At 67.4% G+C, this 19,527-nt stretch carries 19 protein-coding genes; 13 read left to right on the forward strand and 6 right to left on the reverse strand.

Features of this window, described 5'->3' with window-relative positions:
• The first annotated feature begins 8 nt into the window (after positions 1–8).
• From G6N61_RS28640 to G6N61_RS28665, 6 genes are read left to right on the forward strand one after another with little or no spacing between them, the layout of a single operon-like run.
• On the forward strand, positions 9–1,202 hold the full coding sequence (locus tag G6N61_RS28640; RefSeq protein WP_163924233.1) for an MCE family protein: 1,194 nt from the start codon (positions 9–11) through the stop codon (positions 1,200–1,202).
• Complete coding sequence (locus G6N61_RS28645) at positions 1,199–2,224, forward strand: MCE family protein (RefSeq protein WP_163924234.1); 1,026 nt, start codon at positions 1,199–1,201, stop codon at positions 2,222–2,224. The genes G6N61_RS28640 and G6N61_RS28645 overlap by 4 nt, the downstream gene beginning before the upstream one ends.
• Positions 2,224–3,315, forward strand: a complete 1,092-nt coding sequence (locus G6N61_RS28650) for an MCE family protein (protein WP_163924235.1) — start codon at positions 2,224–2,226, stop codon at positions 3,313–3,315. The genes G6N61_RS28645 and G6N61_RS28650 overlap by 1 nt, the downstream gene beginning before the upstream one ends.
• Positions 3,315–4,841 carry an MCE family protein gene (locus G6N61_RS28655; RefSeq protein WP_179973541.1) on the forward strand — a complete coding sequence of 509 codons (1,527 nt, stop codon included), beginning with the start codon at positions 3,315–3,317 and terminating at the stop codon, positions 4,839–4,841. The genes G6N61_RS28650 and G6N61_RS28655 overlap by 1 nt, the downstream gene beginning before the upstream one ends.
• The gene (locus G6N61_RS28660) at positions 4,838–6,205 is read left to right on the forward strand and encodes an MCE family protein (protein ID WP_163924237.1); all 1,368 of its coding nucleotides are present in this window, start codon (positions 4,838–4,840) and stop codon (positions 6,203–6,205) included. Before G6N61_RS28655 ends, G6N61_RS28660 begins: the two co-directional genes overlap by 4 nt.
• Positions 6,205–7,983 carry an MCE family protein gene (locus G6N61_RS28665; protein WP_163924238.1) on the forward strand — a complete coding sequence of 593 codons (1,779 nt, stop codon included), beginning with the start codon at positions 6,205–6,207 and terminating at the stop codon, positions 7,981–7,983. The genes G6N61_RS28660 and G6N61_RS28665 overlap by 1 nt, the downstream gene beginning before the upstream one ends.
• Positions 7,984–8,010: 27 nt before the next feature.
• Here G6N61_RS28665 and G6N61_RS28670 read toward each other — a convergent pair whose 3' ends face one another.
• On the reverse strand, positions 8,011–8,526 hold the full coding sequence (locus tag G6N61_RS28670) for an Rv2253/PknI dimerization domain-containing protein (protein WP_163924239.1): 516 nt from the start codon (positions 8,524–8,526) through the stop codon (positions 8,011–8,013).
• A 204-nt stretch (positions 8,527–8,730) separates the two neighbouring features.
• Here G6N61_RS28670 and G6N61_RS28675 point away from each other — a divergent pair, with 204 nt between their 5' ends.
• On the forward strand, positions 8,731–9,138 hold the full coding sequence (locus tag G6N61_RS28675) for a hypothetical protein (protein WP_163924240.1): 408 nt from the start codon (positions 8,731–8,733) through the stop codon (positions 9,136–9,138).
• 26 nt (positions 9,139–9,164) lie between these two features.
• Here the strand turns inward: G6N61_RS28675 and G6N61_RS28680 are convergent, their stop codons facing one another.
• Positions 9,165–9,707 (reverse strand): hypothetical protein, encoded by a 543-nt coding sequence (locus G6N61_RS28680; RefSeq protein WP_235887335.1) that lies wholly within the window; start codon positions 9,705–9,707, stop codon positions 9,165–9,167.
• A 43-nt stretch (positions 9,708–9,750) separates the two neighbouring features.
• Complete coding sequence (locus tag G6N61_RS28685; RefSeq protein WP_163924241.1) at positions 9,751–11,031, reverse strand: cytochrome P450; 1,281 nt, start codon at positions 11,029–11,031, stop codon at positions 9,751–9,753.
• Between the two features lie 202 nt (positions 11,032–11,233).
• Between G6N61_RS28685 and G6N61_RS28690 the strand changes: the two genes are divergently transcribed.
• Positions 11,234–11,845: a TetR/AcrR family transcriptional regulator gene (locus G6N61_RS28690; protein WP_163924242.1), complete on the forward strand. Its 612-nt coding sequence runs from the start codon at positions 11,234–11,236 to the stop codon at positions 11,843–11,845.
• 17 nt (positions 11,846–11,862) lie between these two features.
• Here G6N61_RS28690 and G6N61_RS28695 read toward each other — a convergent pair whose 3' ends face one another.
• Positions 11,863–12,315, reverse strand: coding sequence for an Rv2576c family protein (locus G6N61_RS28695; RefSeq protein WP_235887336.1), 453 nt, complete (start codon positions 12,313–12,315; stop codon positions 11,863–11,865).
• A gap of 57 nt (positions 12,316–12,372) precedes the next feature.
• Here G6N61_RS28695 and G6N61_RS28700 point away from each other — a divergent pair, with 57 nt between their 5' ends.
• Complete coding sequence (locus tag G6N61_RS28700) at positions 12,373–12,822, forward strand: nuclear transport factor 2 family protein (protein ID WP_163924243.1); 450 nt, start codon at positions 12,373–12,375, stop codon at positions 12,820–12,822.
• Positions 12,815–13,618 (forward strand): SDR family NAD(P)-dependent oxidoreductase, encoded by an 804-nt coding sequence (locus tag G6N61_RS28705; RefSeq protein WP_163924244.1) that lies wholly within the window; start codon positions 12,815–12,817, stop codon positions 13,616–13,618. The genes G6N61_RS28700 and G6N61_RS28705 overlap by 8 nt, the downstream gene beginning before the upstream one ends.
• 89 nt (positions 13,619–13,707) lie before the next feature.
• On the opposite strand, the gene G6N61_RS28710 is transcribed toward G6N61_RS28705, so the two are convergent.
• Positions 13,708–13,911, reverse strand: a complete 204-nt coding sequence (locus tag G6N61_RS28710; protein ID WP_163924245.1) for a cold-shock protein — start codon at positions 13,909–13,911, stop codon at positions 13,708–13,710.
• A gap of 284 nt (positions 13,912–14,195) precedes the next feature.
• The gene (locus tag G6N61_RS28715) at positions 14,196–14,912 is read right to left on the reverse strand and encodes an enoyl-CoA hydratase/isomerase family protein (RefSeq protein WP_163925174.1); all 717 of its coding nucleotides are present in this window, start codon (positions 14,910–14,912) and stop codon (positions 14,196–14,198) included.
• A gap of 119 nt (positions 14,913–15,031) precedes the next feature.
• Between G6N61_RS28715 and G6N61_RS28720 the strand changes: the two genes are divergently transcribed.
• The 3 genes from G6N61_RS28720 (at position 15,032) to G6N61_RS28730 (ending at position 19,407) form a co-directional block, all read left to right on the forward strand.
• Complete coding sequence (locus G6N61_RS28720; RefSeq protein ID WP_163924246.1) at positions 15,032–16,588, forward strand: AMP-binding protein; 1,557 nt, start codon at positions 15,032–15,034, stop codon at positions 16,586–16,588.
• Positions 16,589–16,743: 155 nt separating this feature from the next.
• Positions 16,744–17,934 carry an amidohydrolase family protein gene (locus G6N61_RS28725; RefSeq protein WP_163924247.1) on the forward strand — a complete coding sequence of 397 codons (1,191 nt, stop codon included), beginning with the start codon at positions 16,744–16,746 and terminating at the stop codon, positions 17,932–17,934.
• Positions 17,935–17,946: 12 nt separating this feature from the next.
• Positions 17,947–19,407 (forward strand): FadD3 family acyl-CoA ligase, encoded by a 1,461-nt coding sequence (locus G6N61_RS28730; protein WP_264077429.1) that lies wholly within the window; start codon positions 17,947–17,949, stop codon positions 19,405–19,407.
• Positions 19,408–19,527 lie beyond the last annotated feature (120 nt).

Here is a 19,527-nt window from a genome sequence, read left to right on the forward strand (position 1 = left end):
GGACAACGGTGTCCAGCTCAGTCGTCCGCCCCCTGGCGGGTCTGGGAATGGTGATCGCCATCGTCGCGATCGTGGTGTTCTCGATCGGCATGTTCCGCGGCGGGTTCGGGACGACGGTGCCGGTCACCGTGGTGTCCGAGCGTGCCGGGCTGGTGATGAACCCAGAGGCCAAGGTCAAGATGCGGGGCGTCCAGGTAGGGCAGGTCGAGCGCATCGAGAACCGCCCGGACGGCACCGCCGTGCTGCACCTCGCGATGGATCCCAAGCAACTGCAGTACATCCCGGCCAACGTGGACGTCAACCTCGCGTCGACGACGGTGTTCGGCGCGAAGTCCGTCGAACTCGTCGCACCGGCCGACCCGTCGTCGACACCGTTGGCCAAGGGGCAGCAGCTCGACGCCCAGCACGTCACCGTCGAGACGAATACCCTGTTCCAGCAACTGACTTCGGTGCTCAAGTCCATCGATCCGGTGCAGCTGAACGAAACCCTGGCCGCCATCTCCGGCGCTCTCAACGGTCGCGGCGAGAAGTTCGGTCAGACGGTGACGGACTTCAACGCGTTCTTCAAGAGCATCAACCCCAGCCTGGGCAACATCGCGCGCGATCTGGAGGTCGCCCCGGTGGCGCTGAACGCCTACGCCGACGCGGCGCCCGACCTGGTGAACATCCTCGACAGCACCACCAAGGTGGGCGACACCCTGGTCGACCAGGAGGACAACCTGGACCGGTTCCTGGTCAGCGCAATCGGATTGGCGGACACCGGAAACGACGTCGTCGGCACCAACCGTCAACCGCTGACCGACGTCCTGCGGATGCTCGTGCCCACCACCGAGAAACTGAGCCAGTACAGCGACAACCTGCGCTGCGGCATCCAGGCCCTCAACGTGTTCGTGCACTCGCCCCCACCCGACCGCCCCGGCGTCGACGTGTCGGCGAGCTTCACCCTCGGCGTAGAGCGCTACCGCTACCCCGAGGATCTGCCCATCGTGGCGGCCAAGAGCGGCTCGTCGTGCAAGGACCAGATGCTGCCCGCCGTCCCGAACGGGAAGCGACCGCCGTTCCTAGTCACCGACATCGGCGCGAACCCCTGGAAGTACGGCAACCAGGGCGTCCTGCTGAACTCCGATGCACTCAAGCAGGCATTGTTCGGACCCGTGCAGGGCCCGCCCCGCAACAGCGCACAGATCGGGATGCCCGGATGACCGGCGGCCGCAGCATGATCATCAAGTTCGGCATCTTCGCGACCGTGATGACGCTGCTGACGGTATTCCTTTTCTTCACCTTCGGGCAGTACCGGACCGGCTCCACCAACGGCTATTCGGCGGTGTTCTCCAACGCATCTCGGCTCGCCGTCGGTGACACCGTCCGCGTGGCCGGCATCCGGGTCGGCACGGTCACCGACGTGGCGCTGGAGCCGGACCGCAACGTCCTGGTCGAGTTCGACGCCGACGAGAAGATCAAGCTCACCACCGGAACCCGGGCTGCCATCCGCTACCTGAACCTGACCGGCGATCGCTACGTCGACCTCATCGACGGCCCGGGCTCGACCAAGCTCATGCCGCCCGGCGCCCGCATCCCCATCGACCGGACCGAACCCGCGCTGGACCTCGATCTGCTGCTGAGCGGACTGAAGCCGGTCGTGCAGGGTCTCAACCCGCAAGACGTCAACGCGCTCACCGCCTCCCTGGTGCAGGTGTTCCAGGGCGAGGGGTCGACGATCAACTCGCTGCTGGCCAAGACGTCGTCGTTCTCGAGCACGCTGGCCGACGACAACGAGACCGTCGAGCAGTTGATCGACAACCTCAACGAGACGTTGCAGGTGATCTCGAAGGACGGCGACCAGTTCGCGGGCGCGATCGACCGGCTCGAGAAGCTGATCGCCGGCCTGTCGGCCGACCGGGACCCGATCGGCACGGCCATCACCGCGCTCGACAACGGCACCGCCTCGATCGCCGACCTGTTGACCCAGGCGCGACCCCCGCTGGCGGGCAGCGTCGACGAGCTCAACCGCCTCGCGCCCAACCTGGAGAGCGGCAAGGGATTCCTCGACGGCGCTCTGCAGAACGCGCCGAAGAACTACCGCAAGCTCGCGCGCATCGGCGCCTACGGCGGGTTCGTGCAGTACTACATCTGCGAACTCTCGATCCGCGTGACGGACCTGCAGGGCAGAGCGTCGCTGTTCCCCTTCGTGAAGCAGGAAAACGGAAGGTGCGCTGAGCCGTAATGCTCAAATACCGAGGAGCGCAACTCGCGCGTGCAGGGTTCATGGGCGTCGTGCTCGCGATCCTGATCATCGCCGTGGGCCTGCAGCCCGAGCGGCTGCTGGCGTACGCCACGTCGCTGCAGTACCAAGCCCTGTTCGAGGAGGCAGGCGGCATCACGGTCGGCAACGACGTGACGCTGTCCGGCATCAAGGTCGGCGCCGTCACCGAGGTGGGACTCGACGACGGCCAGGCGCTGGTGCGGTTCACGGTCGACAGCAGATACCCGCTCGGCTCGCAGACCTCGGCGCTGATCAAGACCGGAACGCTGTTGGGCGAACGGGTTCTCACGCTGGAGTCGGCGGGTGACGGCGCCTTGAACCGCACCGAGGTCATCCCGGTGACCCGTACCTCCTCGCCGTACTCGCTGAGCGACGCGGTCGGCGAATTGACCACGAACACCGCGGGTACCGACACGGCACAGCTCAACCAGTCGCTCGACACGCTGTCGCAGACCCTCGACGAGATCGCCCCGCAGCTCGGTCCCACCTTCGACGGACTCAGCCGCCTGTCCCAATCGCTCAACAGCCGCAACGAGACTCTGGGCGCCCTGCTCGAGTCGGCGTCGAACGTCACCGGAATCCTCTCCGAGCGCAGCCAGCAGGTGAACAGCCTCATCCTCAACGCCAACGACCTGTTGGCGGTCCTGGTGGAACGCCGTCAGGCGATCGTGGACCTGCTGGCCAACACCTCCGCGGTGTCCCAGCAGCTGGTCGGGCTGGTCAAGGACAACGAAGCCGAACTCGCGCCCACGCTGGAGCGACTCAACAAGGTCAACGAAGTGCTGGTGCGCAACCGCGACAACCTCGCGAAGGCCATCCCGGGCGCAGCCAAGTACCAGGGCATCCTGAGCGAGGCCGTCTCCAGCGGTGCGTACTACACCGCGTACGTGCCCAACTTCCAGCCGGCACAGCTGCTGCAACCCTTCCTGGACTATGCATTCGGGTTCCGCCGCGGCGCATTCGGCGCCGGGGTGCCACCCACTACGCCGGAAACCGGACCTCGCGCCGAGTTGCCGCTGCCGTACAACGCCATACCCGGAGGCTCACGATGATGGCCCGTTCCCGGAAGTGGATCGTGCCCACGGTCGCTGCCGCGCTGGTGATCGCGTTGATCGGGGGCGGCTTCCTCGCGGTGCGCGCGATGTTCTTCGGTCCCAACGAGATCACCGCCTACTTCCCGACCGCGACGGCCATCTACGTGGGTGACGACGTGCGGGTGGCAGGGGTGAAGGTCGGCAAGATCGACTCGATCGAACCGATGGGCACCCAGACCAAGATGGTGATGTCCGTCGACGACGGCGTGTCCGTCCCCGCCGATGCGTCGGCCGTGATCGTCGCCCAAAACCTGGTCGCCGCCCGCTACGTTCAGCTGACGCCCGCGTACCGCGAGTCCGACGGCGGCGAGAAGATGGCCGATGGCGCCGTGATCCCGCAGGAGCGCACTGCCGTTCCCGTCGAGTGGGACGAGGTCAAGCAGCAACTCGAGCGTCTCGCAACCGATCTCGGACCGGCCAGTGACACGACGACGACGTCGGTCGGCCGGTTCATCGACAGCGCGGCGAACGCCCTCGACGGCAATGGCGAGAAGCTCCGGCAGACGCTCGCGCAGCTGTCCGGCGTCGGCCGCACCCTTGCCGAGGGCAGTGGCGACTTCGTGGGCATCATCAAGAACCTGCAGGTGTTCATCGGCGCCCTGCGCGCGAGCAACGAGCAGATCGTGTCGCTGAACAACCGGCTCGCCACGCTGTCGAGCGTGCTCGACGGCAGCAAGTCCGATCTGGACGCCGCACTGTCCAATCTCTCGGTGGCCACCGACGAGGTGAAGCGATTCATCTCGGGCACCCGCGACCAGACCGCCGAGCAGTTGCAGGGGCTGGCGCAGGTCACTCAGACCCTGGTCGACGTCAAGGACGACTTCGAGCAGGTGCTGCACATCACGCCGAACGCGTTCGGAAACGCCTACAACATCTACGATCCCGACATCGGGGCGGTGCGCGGCGGCTTCTCGATCCCCAACTTGGCCAGCCCCATGCAATTCGTCTGCGGCATGATCGGCGCGACGCAGAACACCACGGCGCCCGAGACCGCCAAGCTCTGCAACGACTACCTCGGACCGGCCCTGCGGTTGCTGAACCTCAACTACATTCCGATTCCGATCAACCCGTACCTGGCCAAGTCCGCCAGCCCGGAGAACATCATCTACGCCGATCCGAAGCTGGCGCCCGGCGGCAGCGGTGAGGCCCAGGTGCCGCCGGAGATCCCCCCGGCGGTCTCGGCGTACACCGGTCTCGACGGCGACGTCCCGCCGCCGCCCGGCATGGGACCCCCCGGGGTGCCGTTGCCGGTCAACGAGCGAACGCCACTGGCTCCGTTCCCCGCGCTCTATCCCGGTGCCCCGGTGCCGACGGACCCGCCGCGGATCGGTCCGCCGCTGCCGGGCGCACCCGCACCGGCGGCGCCCGTCGAGCCCGGCACGCCGAGCCTGCCCGGCATGCTGCTGCCCGCCGAGGCCACGCACCCCGCCCCCGGCCCGGCCCCGGGACCGCTGCTACCTGCTGAAGGGATGCCACCGTCATGACGCGAGGAGCGCTCGGACGCGCCTTGGCCGCCGGCACGTGCGTGATCGTCACCGCCAGCGGGTGCGCCTTCCAGGGCGTCAACTCGCTGCCCCTGCCGGGTGCGGTGGGCCGTGGCTCCGACGCCGTGACCTACCACGTCCAGATCGCGAACGTGTCGACGCTGGAGTCGAATTCGCCCGTGTTGATCGACGACGTCGTCGTCGGCAGCGTCGGCAAGATGGATGTCCAGGACTGGCACGCCAACGTGGAGATCTCGGTCAAGCCCGACGTCGCGGTACCGGCCAATGCCGTGGCCAGCGTGGGGCAGACCAGCCTGCTGGGTTCCATGCACCTGGCCCTCGATCCGCCGCTGGGCCAGAAGCCGGAGGGCAAGCTAGCGCCCGGCGCCACGATCACGCTCAACGACTCGTCGACGTACCCGACGACCGAGGAGACGCTGTCGTCGCTGTCGGTGGTGGTCAACGCCGGCGGGCTCGGGCAGATCGGCGACGTGGTGCACACGTTCAACGAGGCGCTGTCCGGCCGCGAGGAGGACTTCCGAAGCCTGCTCACCGAACTCGACGCGTTCATCGGCACCCTCGACCAGCAGCGCCAGAGCCTGGTGGCCACGATCGATGCGCTCAACCGCGTCGCGTCCACGTTCGCCGGCCGACGCGAGGTGATCACCGCTGCGCTGCAACGCATCCCGCGTGCCCTAGAAGTGCTGGACAGGGAACGTCCGCAGCTCACCACCGCGCTCGACAAGCTCGGCACGTTCAGCAACACCGCCACCCGGCTGGTCAACGACACTCAGGACGACCTCGTGAAGAACCTCGAGGGCCTGCAGCCGACGATCCAGGCCCTCGCCGACGTCGGTCCGGACATCGACGCCAGCCTGGCGTACGCGACGGTGTTCCCGTACGGCCAGAACCTGATCGACCGTGCCGTGCGCGGCGACTTCATCAACCTGTTCGCTACGGTCGACATCTCCGGCCCGCGCCTGCGCAAGTCCATCTTCCTCGGGTCGAGGGCAGGACAGGAAGGCCGCGACCTCGTGCCGCTGCCGGGTGAGCCGTACTTCCAGCGCTACACCTACGACCCGATGGGCCGGCCCCTGCGGCCGCCGCCACCGGGCGGGCCGCTGTCCGCGCTGCCGGGTAATCCGCCGACGGCAGGTCTGCAGGCCGACCCCCCGGGAGCCGACCGCAGCCAGCCGGGCCCGGGTGCCCTGCCTGCGGCCCCGCCGCCGCTCCCACCCGTCAGCGGGCCGGTGCTTCCCGTCGTCCCGCAATCGAACTCCGGCGCAGCGGAGGCCGATCCTCCGCCGGCACCCGGTGATCCGATCTTCGCGGGCCCCTACGGGCCCGCAGCGGGAGGCAACTGATGCTCACCAGGTTCATCAAGATCCAGCTGGCGATCTTCACGATCGTGGGCCTCGTCGGCGTGACGGTGATGGCCATCAACTACGTGCAGGTGCCCACCTTCCTGGGCATCGGCAAGTACGAGGTGAAGCTGCAGTTGCCGTCCTCTGGTGGGCTCTACCGGTTCAGCAACGTGACCTACCGCGGCGTCGAGGTGGGCAAGGTGACCGACGTGCGCGTCACGCCGACCGGCGCGGAGGCGACGATGTCGCTCGACACCTCGCCCAAGATCCCCATCGACCTGCAGGCTGAGGTCCGAAGCGTCTCGGCGGTCGGTGAGCAGTACGTCGACCTGCGACCGCGCACCGACTCCGGGCCGTACCTCGAGAACGGGTCCGTGATCGCGGTGGGGGACACGACGATTCCGGCTCCGGTGGGCCCGGTCCTGGACCGGGTCAGCAAGCTCGTCGACTCCTTCCCCAAGGACCGGCTCGGGGATCTCCTCGACGAGACCTACAAGGGGTTCGACGGTGCGGAATTCGACTTCGGCTCGCTGCTGGACTCCGGTGCGACGCTGAGCCGCGACCTCAACGGCGTCGCCGACCAGACCCGGATGCTGGCCGACGACACCCGTCCGCTGCTGGAGGGCCAAGCGGCCACCTCCGATTCGATCCGCACGTGGGCGCGCAGCCTGGCCGGGTTCACCGGACAGCTGCAGGCCAGCGACCCCCAGTTCCGCAGGGTGCTGCAAGGGTTTCCGAGCTTCGTCGACGAGACGACGGGTCTGCTGAATCAACTCAAGCCGACGTTGCCGGTCCTGCTCGCGAACCTCGGGACCGTGAGCGAGATCCTGATGACCTACAACGCGTCGCTGGAACAGCTGCTCGTGCTGCTCCCGCCGTACATCGCGCAGCAGCAGGGTTATTCGGTCACGTCCGACTCGACGGGCACGGCGCGCGGTGACTTCGCCGCGACCGTGAGTGATCCGCCGGCCTGCACGGTCGGGTTCCTCCCGCCGTCGTCGTGGCGGTCACCGGCCGACGAGTCGGACATCGACACCCCGGACGGCATCTACTGCAAGCTGCCCCAGGATTCGCCGATCGCGGTCCGCGGCCTGCGGAACTTTCCCTGCATTCGCAAGCCGGGCAAGCGCGCACCGACGGTCCAGATCTGCAACAGCGACAAGCCGTTCGTCCCGTTGGCGATGCGTCAGCACGCGACCGGGCCGTACCCGATCGACCCCAGCCTGATCGCCCAGGGCATCCCGATCGACGATCGCACGACGCTGAGCGACGACATCCACGCACCGATCGGTGGGACGCCCCTACCGCCGGGTGCGGTACCGGCCGGCACGATGCCCAACGCGGGGCCGCCGATCGGCGCCCCGGTGTCGCCGCTGGAGGCGCCCATCACCACCGCTGTCGCGCCTGCGCCACCGCCGGGCAACTCCCTCAACGGCCAACCGATCGCACCGCTGGGTCCGCCGCCAGGACCGGCACCCGAAGCAGCGCCCGGTGCGCCGTTGGCCGTGCCCGACGCACCAGCCCCCGCACCGCTCGCACCCGGGCCTGCTCCAGGCCCTCTGGGGCTCGCGCCGGTGCCGGCCGGCGGTGCGGTGCCCGCCGCGCCCAGCGCCTTCGGTGGTGCCGAGTCCGGCAGTGGCAAGCCGAGCGTCGCACTGGCACAATACAACCCGCGCACGGGGGAGTACGTCGGGTCCGATGGCAAGGTGTACCAGGTGACGAACCTGGTGGCCGACGAGCCGCTCGCCAAGACGTGGAAGGACCTGCTGCTTCACTAGATTCGCTGAAAGCAGCGGCGCGCCGCGTCAGCTGATCTTGGAGATCTTGACGGGCAGTCTCAGCACTAGAGAGCGGTTGCGGCCGCAGTTGCCGCTCATGCCGGTGGTCTCGTCCTCTCCGATCCACAGATCCGAGGGGCGTTGCACCATGCCCTCGTCCGTAGCGGGGTAGAACCTGTACACCTGAAGACCTGGGGCGCGGGTGCCGTCGGGGCACGGAATCCAGTCGGGGACGAAGTGCTTGACGTACCAGAGGTTGCCGATGTTGGTATAGACGTCCTCGGTCCACCCCAGGCTGCTGGTCACCGTGCCCGAGCACGTGATCGCGTTCGTACAGACGGTATTCACCGTCCAGGTGCTGTGCACCGACGGTTCGTCCTGGTAGCGGTCGTTCGTCCTGGCCCACTCACCGTTGGACACGACGGAGAACGTCCCGTTCATCGCGTACTGCTCGTACTCGGCGGTGGCGTGTGGCGCGGTGCCGAGGACGGTCATGGCGGTGGCGAGCACTGCTGCGCTCGAGATCGTCTTCGCTGAGCCCACGACTCGCTCCTCGGTGTGTGCATGCCCCGGTGTCGGTGGGGCCCGGCTGCCGCGGAAACGGCATTCTCCCAAGCAGATTAACATTTCCCGCAGTGCTCGACGTTGCGTTTCCCGCCGTCGTCACCCCCGCGTTCCGAATGGCGCCGGTGCGTCGAATCAGGCATCTTCTGCGAAGCGGAGAAGATCGCTCTCCGTTGTGCGAGAATGAGTTCCGTGCGTCTCGTCGTGGCTGCAGCTACCGGCTTACTGGCCGCCGGCCTGATCACCGCGCCCGTGGTCACGGCCGAACCACCCGCGCCGCCTGCTCCCATCGCGGAATGCAATGAGCCGTCCTGTGTCCCCGGGATACAGCCCGGCGCCGTGCTCGGCGCGCCTTGCACGAACACCACGTACTACGTGTTCGGCGTGACGTCGTGGGGCCGCGTGGTGTTCTGTGGTTCGCCGCGGCGCAAGGGGCCACGCTGGTTCCGCTCCACCGAACTGCGCGGGGTGAAGATCGAGGGCAGCAACTGTTCCGGTCGCGACGGCGAAATGGCCCAGGCACCCGACGGTTTGTTCCTGTCTTGCGATGCGCGCTCCGGCGCGAGCACCTGGACGCGCGGCGACATCTGAGGGTCGCCGCCCCACGGCCTCGGCAACTACATCTTGACGAGCGAGAAGGTGTACGTGCTCGTACCGCCCGGTGCGCCGTAGCAGCCCGCGTCGTACGTGGACACGATGGTGCCGGCGAGTGACACGGCGTCCCACGAATAGACGTCGTGCGACGGCAGGTTGTAGCCGATGCAGCGCACCCCGTCGATGACGTCCACGGTCAACGTGTACCGACCGTTGTCGTAGAACGCCGTGTTCTGATACCGCTGACTCTTCAACGGTCGCGGGATGGCAATCACGTTGAGGTTGGTGGTCTCCGGCGCGAGTATCGGATCCTCGAAGTACGTGGCGCAGTCGGGTGCACCGCACGAATGCGCGACCGACCAGACGAACGAGTGGTCGTTCCAACGGTTGTTCGCGACTTCGTAATTGCCGATTCGCATCTCGGCGGCAGCGTGGGAACTCGGGGCGAAAACCGTCGCTGCGGTCACCAGCGCAGCGCCGACGGCCGACGCCGCCACGTTCGGATGTGAGGCCACGGCCGTCTCCCGTTCTCGTGCGTGCTCGGACAGTCCGAGCTTATCGGCCACGCATCCACAGTCGCGGAGTTTTCCCCAACCGGGTCAACCGAATTCAGTCGAGCGGGGTGAACTGAATGTTGATCTGCGTCAGCCCGCGGAGGATGAACGTCGGCTCGTAGTCGTAGCTGCGGCTACCCGCGGGCCCGTGCTTCTCGTCGTCGATCCTGATGTCGCCCATGCGATCCAGGATGCGTTCCATCGACACACGGCCCTCGACGCGGGCCAACGGGCCGCCGGGGCAGCTGTGCACGCCGCGACCGAACGCGATGTGCTCGCGAACGTTCTTGCGATCGAGGTCGAACTCGTGCGGGTTCTCGAAGCGCGCCGGGTCGCGGTTCACCGCACCCGGGCACACCATCACGGTGGTGCCGGCAGGCACGTCCATGTCGCCGATCTTCGTGTTCTTCTTGGCCAAGCGGAACTGGCTCTTGACGGGAGCATCCATGCGCAGCGCCTCTTCGACGAACACCGGGATCCGGCTGCGGTCCGCGCGCAGGGCGTCCTGCACCTCGGGTTGATCACCGATCACCCGCATGGCCGCCGACAGCAGCTTGGTAGTGGTCTCCTGCCCGGCGGCGAAGAGGAACGTGGCCGAGCGGGCCACCTCGAGGACCGGCGGGACGGAGCCATCGGGGTAGTTGGCCGTGGCCAGTGCTGTGAGCACGTCGTCGCGGGGCGACTCGCGTCGATCCTCGAGATAGCCGACGAACTTGTCGTCGAGCCACGCCAGCGGGTTCAGGCCGACCAGGTCGCCGTCGAGGGAACCGACCTGCGCTCCGGGCCGCGGCGCGCCCAACACGACGCGGAACTCCTCGTGGTCTTCCTGCGGGACACCGAGCATGTCGGCGATCACCAAGAGCGAGAACGGCTTTGCGTAGGCGCTGAGAAACTCACAACTGCCGTTGCCGACGAAGTCGTCGAGGCAGTCATCGGCGAGCCGCCACATGAAGTCTTCGTTCTCCTTGAGCCGGCGCGGGGTCAGGAGCCGATTGAGCAGGGAACGGGCGTTCGTGTGGTCGGGCGGATCCATGGTGACCATGTGCTCGAACATCGGCATCTGCGACCGGTGCGCGCTGATCTGCGCGGAGATGTCGTCGCCCTCGGGCGTGAACGGCAACGGCGGGAACGGGCCCGCCACCGCGATGCACGACGAGAACGTCTCGGTGTCCTTGAGCACCTGGCCGGCCTCGTCGTATCCCGTGATGGCGAGCACGCCGTAGTTGGGCTCCTTGACCACCGGGCACTTGCTGCGCAGGTGGTCGAAGTACGGGTGCGGATCAGGAATCAGAGACTGATCGGTGAAGTAGTCGACGGTGTCGAAATCGGCTGTCATCTCGGGGGATTCCTTCCGGTGCCGTCACGTCGATGCGACGACGGGACGTGAGCCGCCGAGACGGCGGCGCGATCTGGGCTGAAAGTGCTGAGCACCTGCTTAGCATGACGTATGGTCGCGGTCAAGGTTGCGGCGCCGTCCGACGTCTACGATCTGCTTGCGGACTCACGGCACGACCGCGCGATGAGAAGGAAGTGGTGGCATGGCATCCGACCGGAGGATCGGCGGGCCCGACGCCAAGAATCGGGGAGTGTTGCTCGATGCTGCCGAGCAACTCATGCTCGAGGACGGCTACGCCGCGGTGACGTCGCGCCGGGTGGCCGAACGGGCCGGGCTCAAGCCCCAGCTGGTGCACTACTACTTCCGGACCATGGACGACCTGTTCATCGAGGTCTTTCGCCGGATGTCGAAGCTCGGACTCGAGGTGCACGCCGAGGCGATGAAGTCGGATCAGCCGCTGTGGGCGATGTGGGACTTCGGCAGCGACCCGCAGTTCGCGCGGCTGACCATGGAGTTCATGGGTTTGGCCAATCACCGCAAGGCGTTGCGGGCGGAGATCGCGGTGTACGCCGACCGGTTCAGGGAACAGCAGGTCGAGGCGATGACGGCGACCCTGCGCCGCTATGGGTACGAGACCACGGACGTGCCGCCGGTGGTCTGGGCGGTGTTCGCGACGAGCGTCTCGCGGGTGCTCGCGGTGGAGCGCTCGCTCGGCGTGTCGTTCGGGCACGACGAGATGATCGGGTTCTGTGAGGAGTGGCTGCGCAAGCTGGAGGGCGATCGCGTGGTGACCGACGTCTCGGCGTCCGCCTGACCCGCCCGCCCGCGGCATCACCAGAGGCGCACCGAGCAGAGCGCGCCCTTCGGTCCCTGATTGGTGGCCACGACCTGACCGTCGACGGCGAGGACGCAGTGGAAGTTCGGTCGCTGTGGCGAATCGAGGCTCGACACGGTGACCATGGCCCACTGATCGGGGTTGGCGAGCATGACGTCTAGCGTCCACATCTGATCCGGTCCGAGGTCGGCCTCGACGTTCGGGCTGTATTGGTACGGGTTGTGGCTGTAGTCGGCGAAGTTGGGCGGGTCTACGTCCCGGTAGTAGATCTCGGCGCCGGCGTACGGCTGTTCGCTGAATACCGTGTACTTCACGTGGTGCAGCACCGGTCCCTCGGCGGCTGCCGGTGCCGCCGTGACCCAGCCGGCCGCCAGCAGGGCCGGGACCAGCAGGATCCTCGCCGCTGCCCTGGGGGTGGCGACGCGCCGCGACCCGCATGGAAACATCATTTCCGAATTTTAGAACGCCGTTCACCACGGTGGGGCGAAATGAACTAACGTCGATTCGTGGACCCAGACAAGGCACAGATCAGCGACGTTCTCATCCGCTATGCGACGGGCATCGACTCGAAGGCCTGGGCGCTGTTCCGGACCTGCTGGGCCGACGAGGTGCACGTCGACTACGCCGAGGTCGGTACGTTCACCGATCCCGACGCGTTCACCGAGTTGATGGAGCAACTGCACGGTTCGATGGGGCCGACGTACCACCGGCTGTCCAACTTCGCGATCGACGTCGACGGCGACGAGGCGACCGTGCGGTCCTACGTCCACGCCGTGCTGCTGCTCACCCCGGGCGACCCGGACAATTGGATCGACGTCGTGGGCCACTACCAGGACGTCTTCGTCCGGAGACCCGACGGCTGGCGCATCCGTGATCGCTCGACGCACATGGCTCGCATGCTGACCGGGGGAGCCCGCGCCGGCGCGGCGACCGCCGAGGGTGCCGGTCGTGGGTGAGTTCGCCGAGCGCTACGGCCCCTGCGCCGTGATCGCCGGTGCCTCCGAGGGCATCGGTGCCTACGTGGCCGACGAACTCGCCTCTCGAGGAATCGATCTCGTGCTCATTGCGCGCAACGCGGCCCTGCTCGAGCAGGTGGCCGCCGACGTGCGGCACCGTCACGGCGTCGAGGTGCGCTGCCTTGCCCTGGACCTCACGGTCGACGACGTCGCCGAGCAGGTGGCCGCCGTGTGCGCCGGTCTCGACGTCGGCCTGCTCGTCTACAACGCCGGAGCCTCGGACCGCACGTCGCCGTTCCTCGACAATTCCTACGAGTACTCGCTCGACCAGATCAAACTCGACTGCGTCGGTCCGGTCGCGCTGGTCCGGGAGTTCGGTCCGGCAATGCGCGACCGCGGTCGCGGCGGGATCGTCCTGGTCGCGTCGCTGGCCTGCGTTGCGGGGTCGGCCACCTTGGCGATGTACTCCGGGGTCAAGGCGTTCCAGCACAACTTCGCCGAGGGGCTGTGGGCCGAACTCGGGCCGCACGGCGTCGACGTGTGCTGCACTCCGCTCGGGATGACCTACACGCCCGCCCTGGCGCGCATGGGCGTCGAGTACGACCCGAACGCGCACATGACGTCGGAGGCCGTGGCGCGCGAGATCGTCGAGAACGTGGGCAACGGCCCGGTGCACGTCGTGGGGGAGAACAACCGGGCGGTGGCCTCGCAGATCTGGACCATCGACCGGCGCTCACTGGTCGAGATGATGAGCATCGCGTCGCGCGACTTCGCCGACAAGCGGACCGGAGTGTGAGGCAGGCAGACAAAAAAATTCTGCGCTGCGTGCAGAAGCCCTCCGGAGAGGACGTCCGCTCGCAGCGCAGAACGTGTTCGAAGCTTGTGTTACAGCGCCTTCACGCCAACGGCCTGCGGCCCCTTGGCGCCCGGGTTGATTTCGAACTCAACGCGCTGGTTCTCGTCCAGGGTGCGGTAACCCTGGACCTGGATCTCCGAGTGGTGGACGAAAACGTCTTCGCTCGCGCCATCAGGCGTGATGAAGCCGAAGCCCTTTTCGGCGTTGAACCACTTTACGGTGCCCTGCGTCATACGATTTTCTACTTTCCTGGTTTTCATCGAACGTCAATGAAGAGACGCTCGTAAAATGAGCCTATCAGGGTATTTCGTGATCGGCTGCACCTAGATCGAAATTCGTTGTCGCCGAGTTCCTTTTCACCATCAGACTCATGGCGGGGCGGGCTCAGCTGTGTCCGGCGCCCAGGGGATCGGCGACCGAGGAGGTGTCGCCCGGGTGGTCGGCGGCCGCCGGCGTGGCGTCGGCCTGGTCCGAATTCGTCTGTGGCGCAATGACGGTACGTGGTTTGTGCAGTCGATCACCGGGCGCGGTTCATCACCCGGTCCGCGGCCTCCCAGTGTGCGTCGTCGACCCACAGCCGGGCGAAGGCGGCGACGGCCTCGTCGGGCGTCGCCCCGCCCACGACGCGTTTCACCTCGCCCGCGGCGCGGTGAGCCAGCCTCCGGGCGAGGCTGCGCCATTCGTCTTCGAACGCGGCGCGGGGCACCACCTTCTGCACGAGTCCGACGCGCTCGGCCTCGGCCGCGTCCATGATCGTGCCGGTGCCGGCGAGTAGCAGCGCACGACTCCTCCCGACCAGGGCCGCGAGGCGCTCGGCGCCGCCCCAGGCGGGCATGATCTCGAGGCTGACCTGGTTGAAGCCGATCTTCACGTCGTCGGCGGCAAGGCGGATGTCGGCCGCGACGGCCACCTCGGCACCGCCGCCGAGGGCGTGGCCGTTGAGCGCGGCGAGAACGGGGCCCGGAAAGGCGGCGATGCGGTCGCACACCGTACGCATCCGCCACGCCATCGCCGAGGCGTCTGCCTCCGTGCGTAGGGCGGCGAGTTCCTTGAGGTCGCCGCCGGAGACGAATGCCTTGTCCCCGGCCCCCTTGATCACCAGTGCGCGGGCACCGGCCGCGCCGTCGAGCGCCTCGTCGAGCCGGTCCATCGTCGACAACGAGATCGCGTTGCGCGCATGCGGCCTGTCGATGGTGATGACGGCCAGTCCATCGTCGACGTCGAGGTGGACCATGCGACTGTCGTCCAAGGCATTCTCCATCTGCGGGATTGGCATTCTCGGCGGGCGAGAATAACATCTCCGAAGTCCGAGCCGACCGAGCAGCCGACCCAGTAAAGGTGTTGCGGAAACCGATGCGAAAGATCCCGAAGGCGCTCGTCGAACACTACGAGGCGCAGGGGTGGTGGACGTCGGAAACCCTGGGTGACCTCATCGCGGACGGGTTGGCCGCGGCGCCGGACGCGGGTTTCGTCGTGCACTCGGACGTACGCCCGTACTCCGGGACGTGCGCGGAGGTCGAATCGGAGGCGCGGCGGCTCGCAGCCGGCCTCCGGCAGCGCGGCGTCGTCCCCGGCGACGTGATCGCCATGCAGCTGCCGAACTGGAAGGACGCGGCGGTCGTGTTCTGGGCCGCCGCGCTGCTCGGCGCGGTCGTCGTGCCGATCGTGCACTTCTACGGCCGCAAGGAACTGAGCCACATCCTCGCGACGGCGAAACCCAAGGTGTTCGTCTCCACCGAACGATTCGGCCGCATGACGTTCCACCCCGATCTATGTGTCGACGTCCCCATCGTGGCGCTGGTCGGTCATGACGGATCCGGCGACGAGCGCATCGAGGGCCTCGAACGGTTGTTGGCCGACGAGCCGCTGCGGGGCGTCGTCGCGACCGATCCCGCAAGGCCCGCGCTGATCGCCTTCACCTCGGGGACCACCCGGGACCCCAAGGGGGTCATCCACAGTCACCAGACCCTCACCTGCGAGACCCGCCAACTGCTGGCCAACTACCCGCCGAACCGCGGTCGGCAACTCACAGCCACGCCGGTCGGGCACTTCATCGGGATGCTCAGCGCATTCCTCATCCCGGTGCTCGAGGGCGCGCCGATCGACCTGTGCGATGTGTGGGATCCGGGGCGGGTGCTGGCGTTGATGCTGTCGGACGGCCTGTCCATCGGAGGCGGCCCGCCGTACTTCCTGACCAGTCTTATGGACCACCCCGACTTCACCCCCGAGCACATGGCCCGCATCACCACCGCCGGGCTCGGTGGGTCCACCGTCCCCGCCGCCGTCACGCGGCGACTCAGCGACCGGGGCGTGCTCGTCTACCGCTCCTACGGCAGCACCGAGCATCCATCGATCACCGGATCGAGCCCCGATGCCCCCGAGGACAAGCGACTCTTCACCGACGGCAACCCGCGTCCGGGCGTCGAGATCCGGTTGACCGAAGAGGGCGAGATCCTCAGCCGCGGGCCGGACCTGTGCCTCGGCTACACCGATCCCGAGCTGACCGCGACGGCCTTCGACGACGACGGCTGGTACCGGACCGGCGACGTCGGCGTGCTCGACGACGACGGGTACCTGACGATCACCGACCGCAAGGCCGACGTCATCATCCGGGCGGGCGAGAACATCAGCGCGCTCGAGGTCGAGGAAGTGCTCCTGGCGATGCCGCAGGTGGCCGAGGCCGTGGTGGTGGCAGCGCCCGATCGGCGCCTCGGCGAACGGGCGGCCGCGGTGCTGCGGCTCAAGCCGGGGTGCCAACTGCCGTCCATCGACGAAGTGCGCGCCCACTTCGACAGGGCAGGGGTGGCGCGGCAGAAGTGGCCCGAGGAACTGCACGAGGTCGACGTCTACCCGCGGACGGCGAGCGGCAAGGTGCAGAAGTTCCTGGTCCGGCAGAGCCTCGCCACCTGAGTTCGACGAGCGGGGCCCAGCACGCCGCCGAGGCTCCGAATCTCGGCGTGAGTGCTGCGGAACGGCGTTACCCGGTTCCACCCGAATGGTGCAAGAGGATTGCCACAGGCCTAAGATGAGAATAGGATTCTCGCGAGACGATAAGGAGTTTTCCAATGGGACAACTGTCGCACAGGGTCGACATTCCGTTTCCGCTGTTCGATGCGGACAACCACCTCTACGAGCCGCCGGAGGCGCTGACCAAGTTCCTGCCGAAGGAGTACAAGGACGTCGTCCAGTACGTCGAGATCAACGGTCGCACGAAGATCGCGCTGCGCGGACAGATCAGCAACTACATCCCGAACCCCACCTTCTCGGTGGTCGCCAGGCCAGGCGCCTGGGAGGAGTACTTCAAGTTCGGCAACCCGGACGGCAAGAGCAAGCGCGAACTGTTCGGCGAGCCGATGAAGGCGATCCCCGCGTTCTTCGAGCCCGCACCGCGGCTGGAGAAGATGGACGAGCTGGGCCTCGACCGCTCGCTGATGTTCCCCACGCTGGCGAGCCTCATCGAGGAGCGGTTGGCCGACGATCCGGTCGCCATCCACGTCATCGTGCACGCGCTCAACGAGTGGCTGCACGAGGTCTGGGGCTTCAACTACAAGAACCGCATCTACACCACGCCGGTCATCACGCTGCCCATCGTCGAGAAGGCGATCGAGGAGCTGGACTGGGCCGTCAAGCGGGGCGCTCGCGCCATCCTCATCCGGCCCGCTCCGGTGCCGGGATTCCGGGGTCCGCGGTCCTTCGCGCTGCCCGAGTTCGACCCGTTCTGGCAGAAGTGCGTCGAGTACGACGTCTTCGTCGGGATGCACTCCAGTGACAGCGGCTACTCGCGCTACACCTCGGAGTGGGACGGCGGCGCCCAGGAGATGCTGCCGTTCCAGACCAACGCCATGTCGATCCTCAACGAGTGGCGGCCGATCCAGGACGCCGTCGCCTCCTGGGTGATCCACGGTGCGCTGTTCCGGTTCCCCACGCTCAAGGTCGGCATCGTCGAGGCCGGGTCGAAGTGGATGTTCCCGCTGCTGGACTCGATGTCCGAGGTCTACAAGAAGGCGCCGGAAGCCTTCCTGGGCAACCCGATGGAAGAGATCAAGAACCGCATCTACGTCAGCCCGTTCTACGAGGAGGGCATCGACGACCTGATCAACCTGATCGGCGTCGACCAGGTGCTCTACGGCTCCGACTGGCCGCACCCGGAGGGCCTCGCCGAGCCGACCCACTACGTGACTGCGCTCGACCACCTCTCGGTCGACGATCAGGCAAAGATCATGGGCGGCAACCTCGCCCGCCTGATCACTGCTTGACGTTCACGCTCCGTGAGCAGCCGCTGGCAGACCATCCCCGAGATGGTCCTCAGCTCAGCCGACCGGTTCGGTGACGCTGAGGCAGTCGTCGACGGTTCGCTGCGCCTGACATTCGTCCAGCTCGCCGAGCGCATCCGCAACGCCGCGGGTGCGTTCGGCGAGCTGGGCGTCGCCAAGGGTGACAGGGTTGCGATCTGGGCCCCCAACTCCGCCGAGTGGATCGTCGCCGCGTTCGGCATCGTGACCGCAGGCGCAGTCCTGGTTCCGGTGAACACCCGGTTCAAGGCCTCCGAAGCGGCCGACGTGGTGTCGCGCAGCGGCGCCAAGGCCGTCCTCGTGCAGCCGGGCTTCCTCGGCCAGGACTACTCCCTGGGGCCGAACGACGATGTCGCCTGCGACGTTCCGACCATCGACCTGAAGTCCGACTTCCTCGCCAGCGGCTCACCGCTGGAGCGCCGGGTGGACGGCGGGGACGTCGCCGACGTCATCTACACCTCCGGCACCACCGGCAGGCCCAAGGGCGTGATGATGAATCACACCCAGACCCTGCGCCTGTACGCCGAATGGTGCGACCTCGCCGACCTGCGCGAGGGCGATCGATACCTCGCGGTCAACCCGTTCTTCCACACCTTCGGCTACAAGGCGGGGTGCATCGCGTCGCTCATCCGTGGTGCCACGATCCTGCCCGTACCCGTATTCGACGTCGACGCCGTGGTCGACCTCGTCGAGGCCGAGCGCATCACGATGCTGCCCGGCCCTCCGACGCTGTATCACTCGCTGCTCGGGGTGGCCGACAAGTCCAGGCTGGCCACCTTGCGCGCCGGCGTCACGGGCGCGTCCGACATCCCGGTCGAGCTGATCCGGCGCGTGCACACCGAACTCCCCTTCCAGACCCTGGCCACCGGCTACGGGCTGACGGAGTGCGGTACGGCGACGCTGTCGCGACCCGGCGATACGTTCACCGACATCGCCACCACGGTGGGTACGCCTTGCGACGGAGTCGAGGTCCGCCTGGCCGACGACCGCGAGGTGCTGGTCCGTGGCTACAGCGTCATGCAGGGTTATCTCGACGATCCGGCGGCCACCGCCGAGGCGATCGACGCCGATGGCTGGCTACACACTGGCGACCTTGGCGAGTTCACCGATTCCGGCCGCCTGCGCATCGTCGGCCGCAAGAAGGACATGTTCATCGTCGGCGGCTTCAACGCCTATCCCGCCGAGATCGAGGGCTTCCTGCTCGAGCATCCGGCCATCGCACAGGCAGCGGTGATCGGCGTGCCCGACGAGCGCCTCGGCCAGGTCGGCAAGGCGTTCGTGGTGCTGCGAGACGGCGCAGCGCCGCTGTCGGCCGACGACGTCGTCGAGTGGAGTCGCGGCCGAATGGCCGGATTCAAGGTGCCGCGGTCTGTACAGTTCCTCGACGAGTTACCCACGAACGCAACGGGCAAGGTCGTCAAGGACCTGCTGCGCTGAGCGTCTGCACGAATCGGAAACAGCGTTTCCGCAGGCGAGTGGGCACGACCGACGTGCAGAGGCGTCCGGTAGGGTCATGGCGCTAGCGGAAAAAGAAAACGCCATTCTCATTTCGTGCAG

This window comes from Mycolicibacterium arabiense, assembly GCF_010731815.2.
Taxonomy (GTDB): Bacteria; Actinomycetota; Actinomycetes; order Mycobacteriales; family Mycobacteriaceae; genus Mycobacterium; species Mycobacterium arabiense.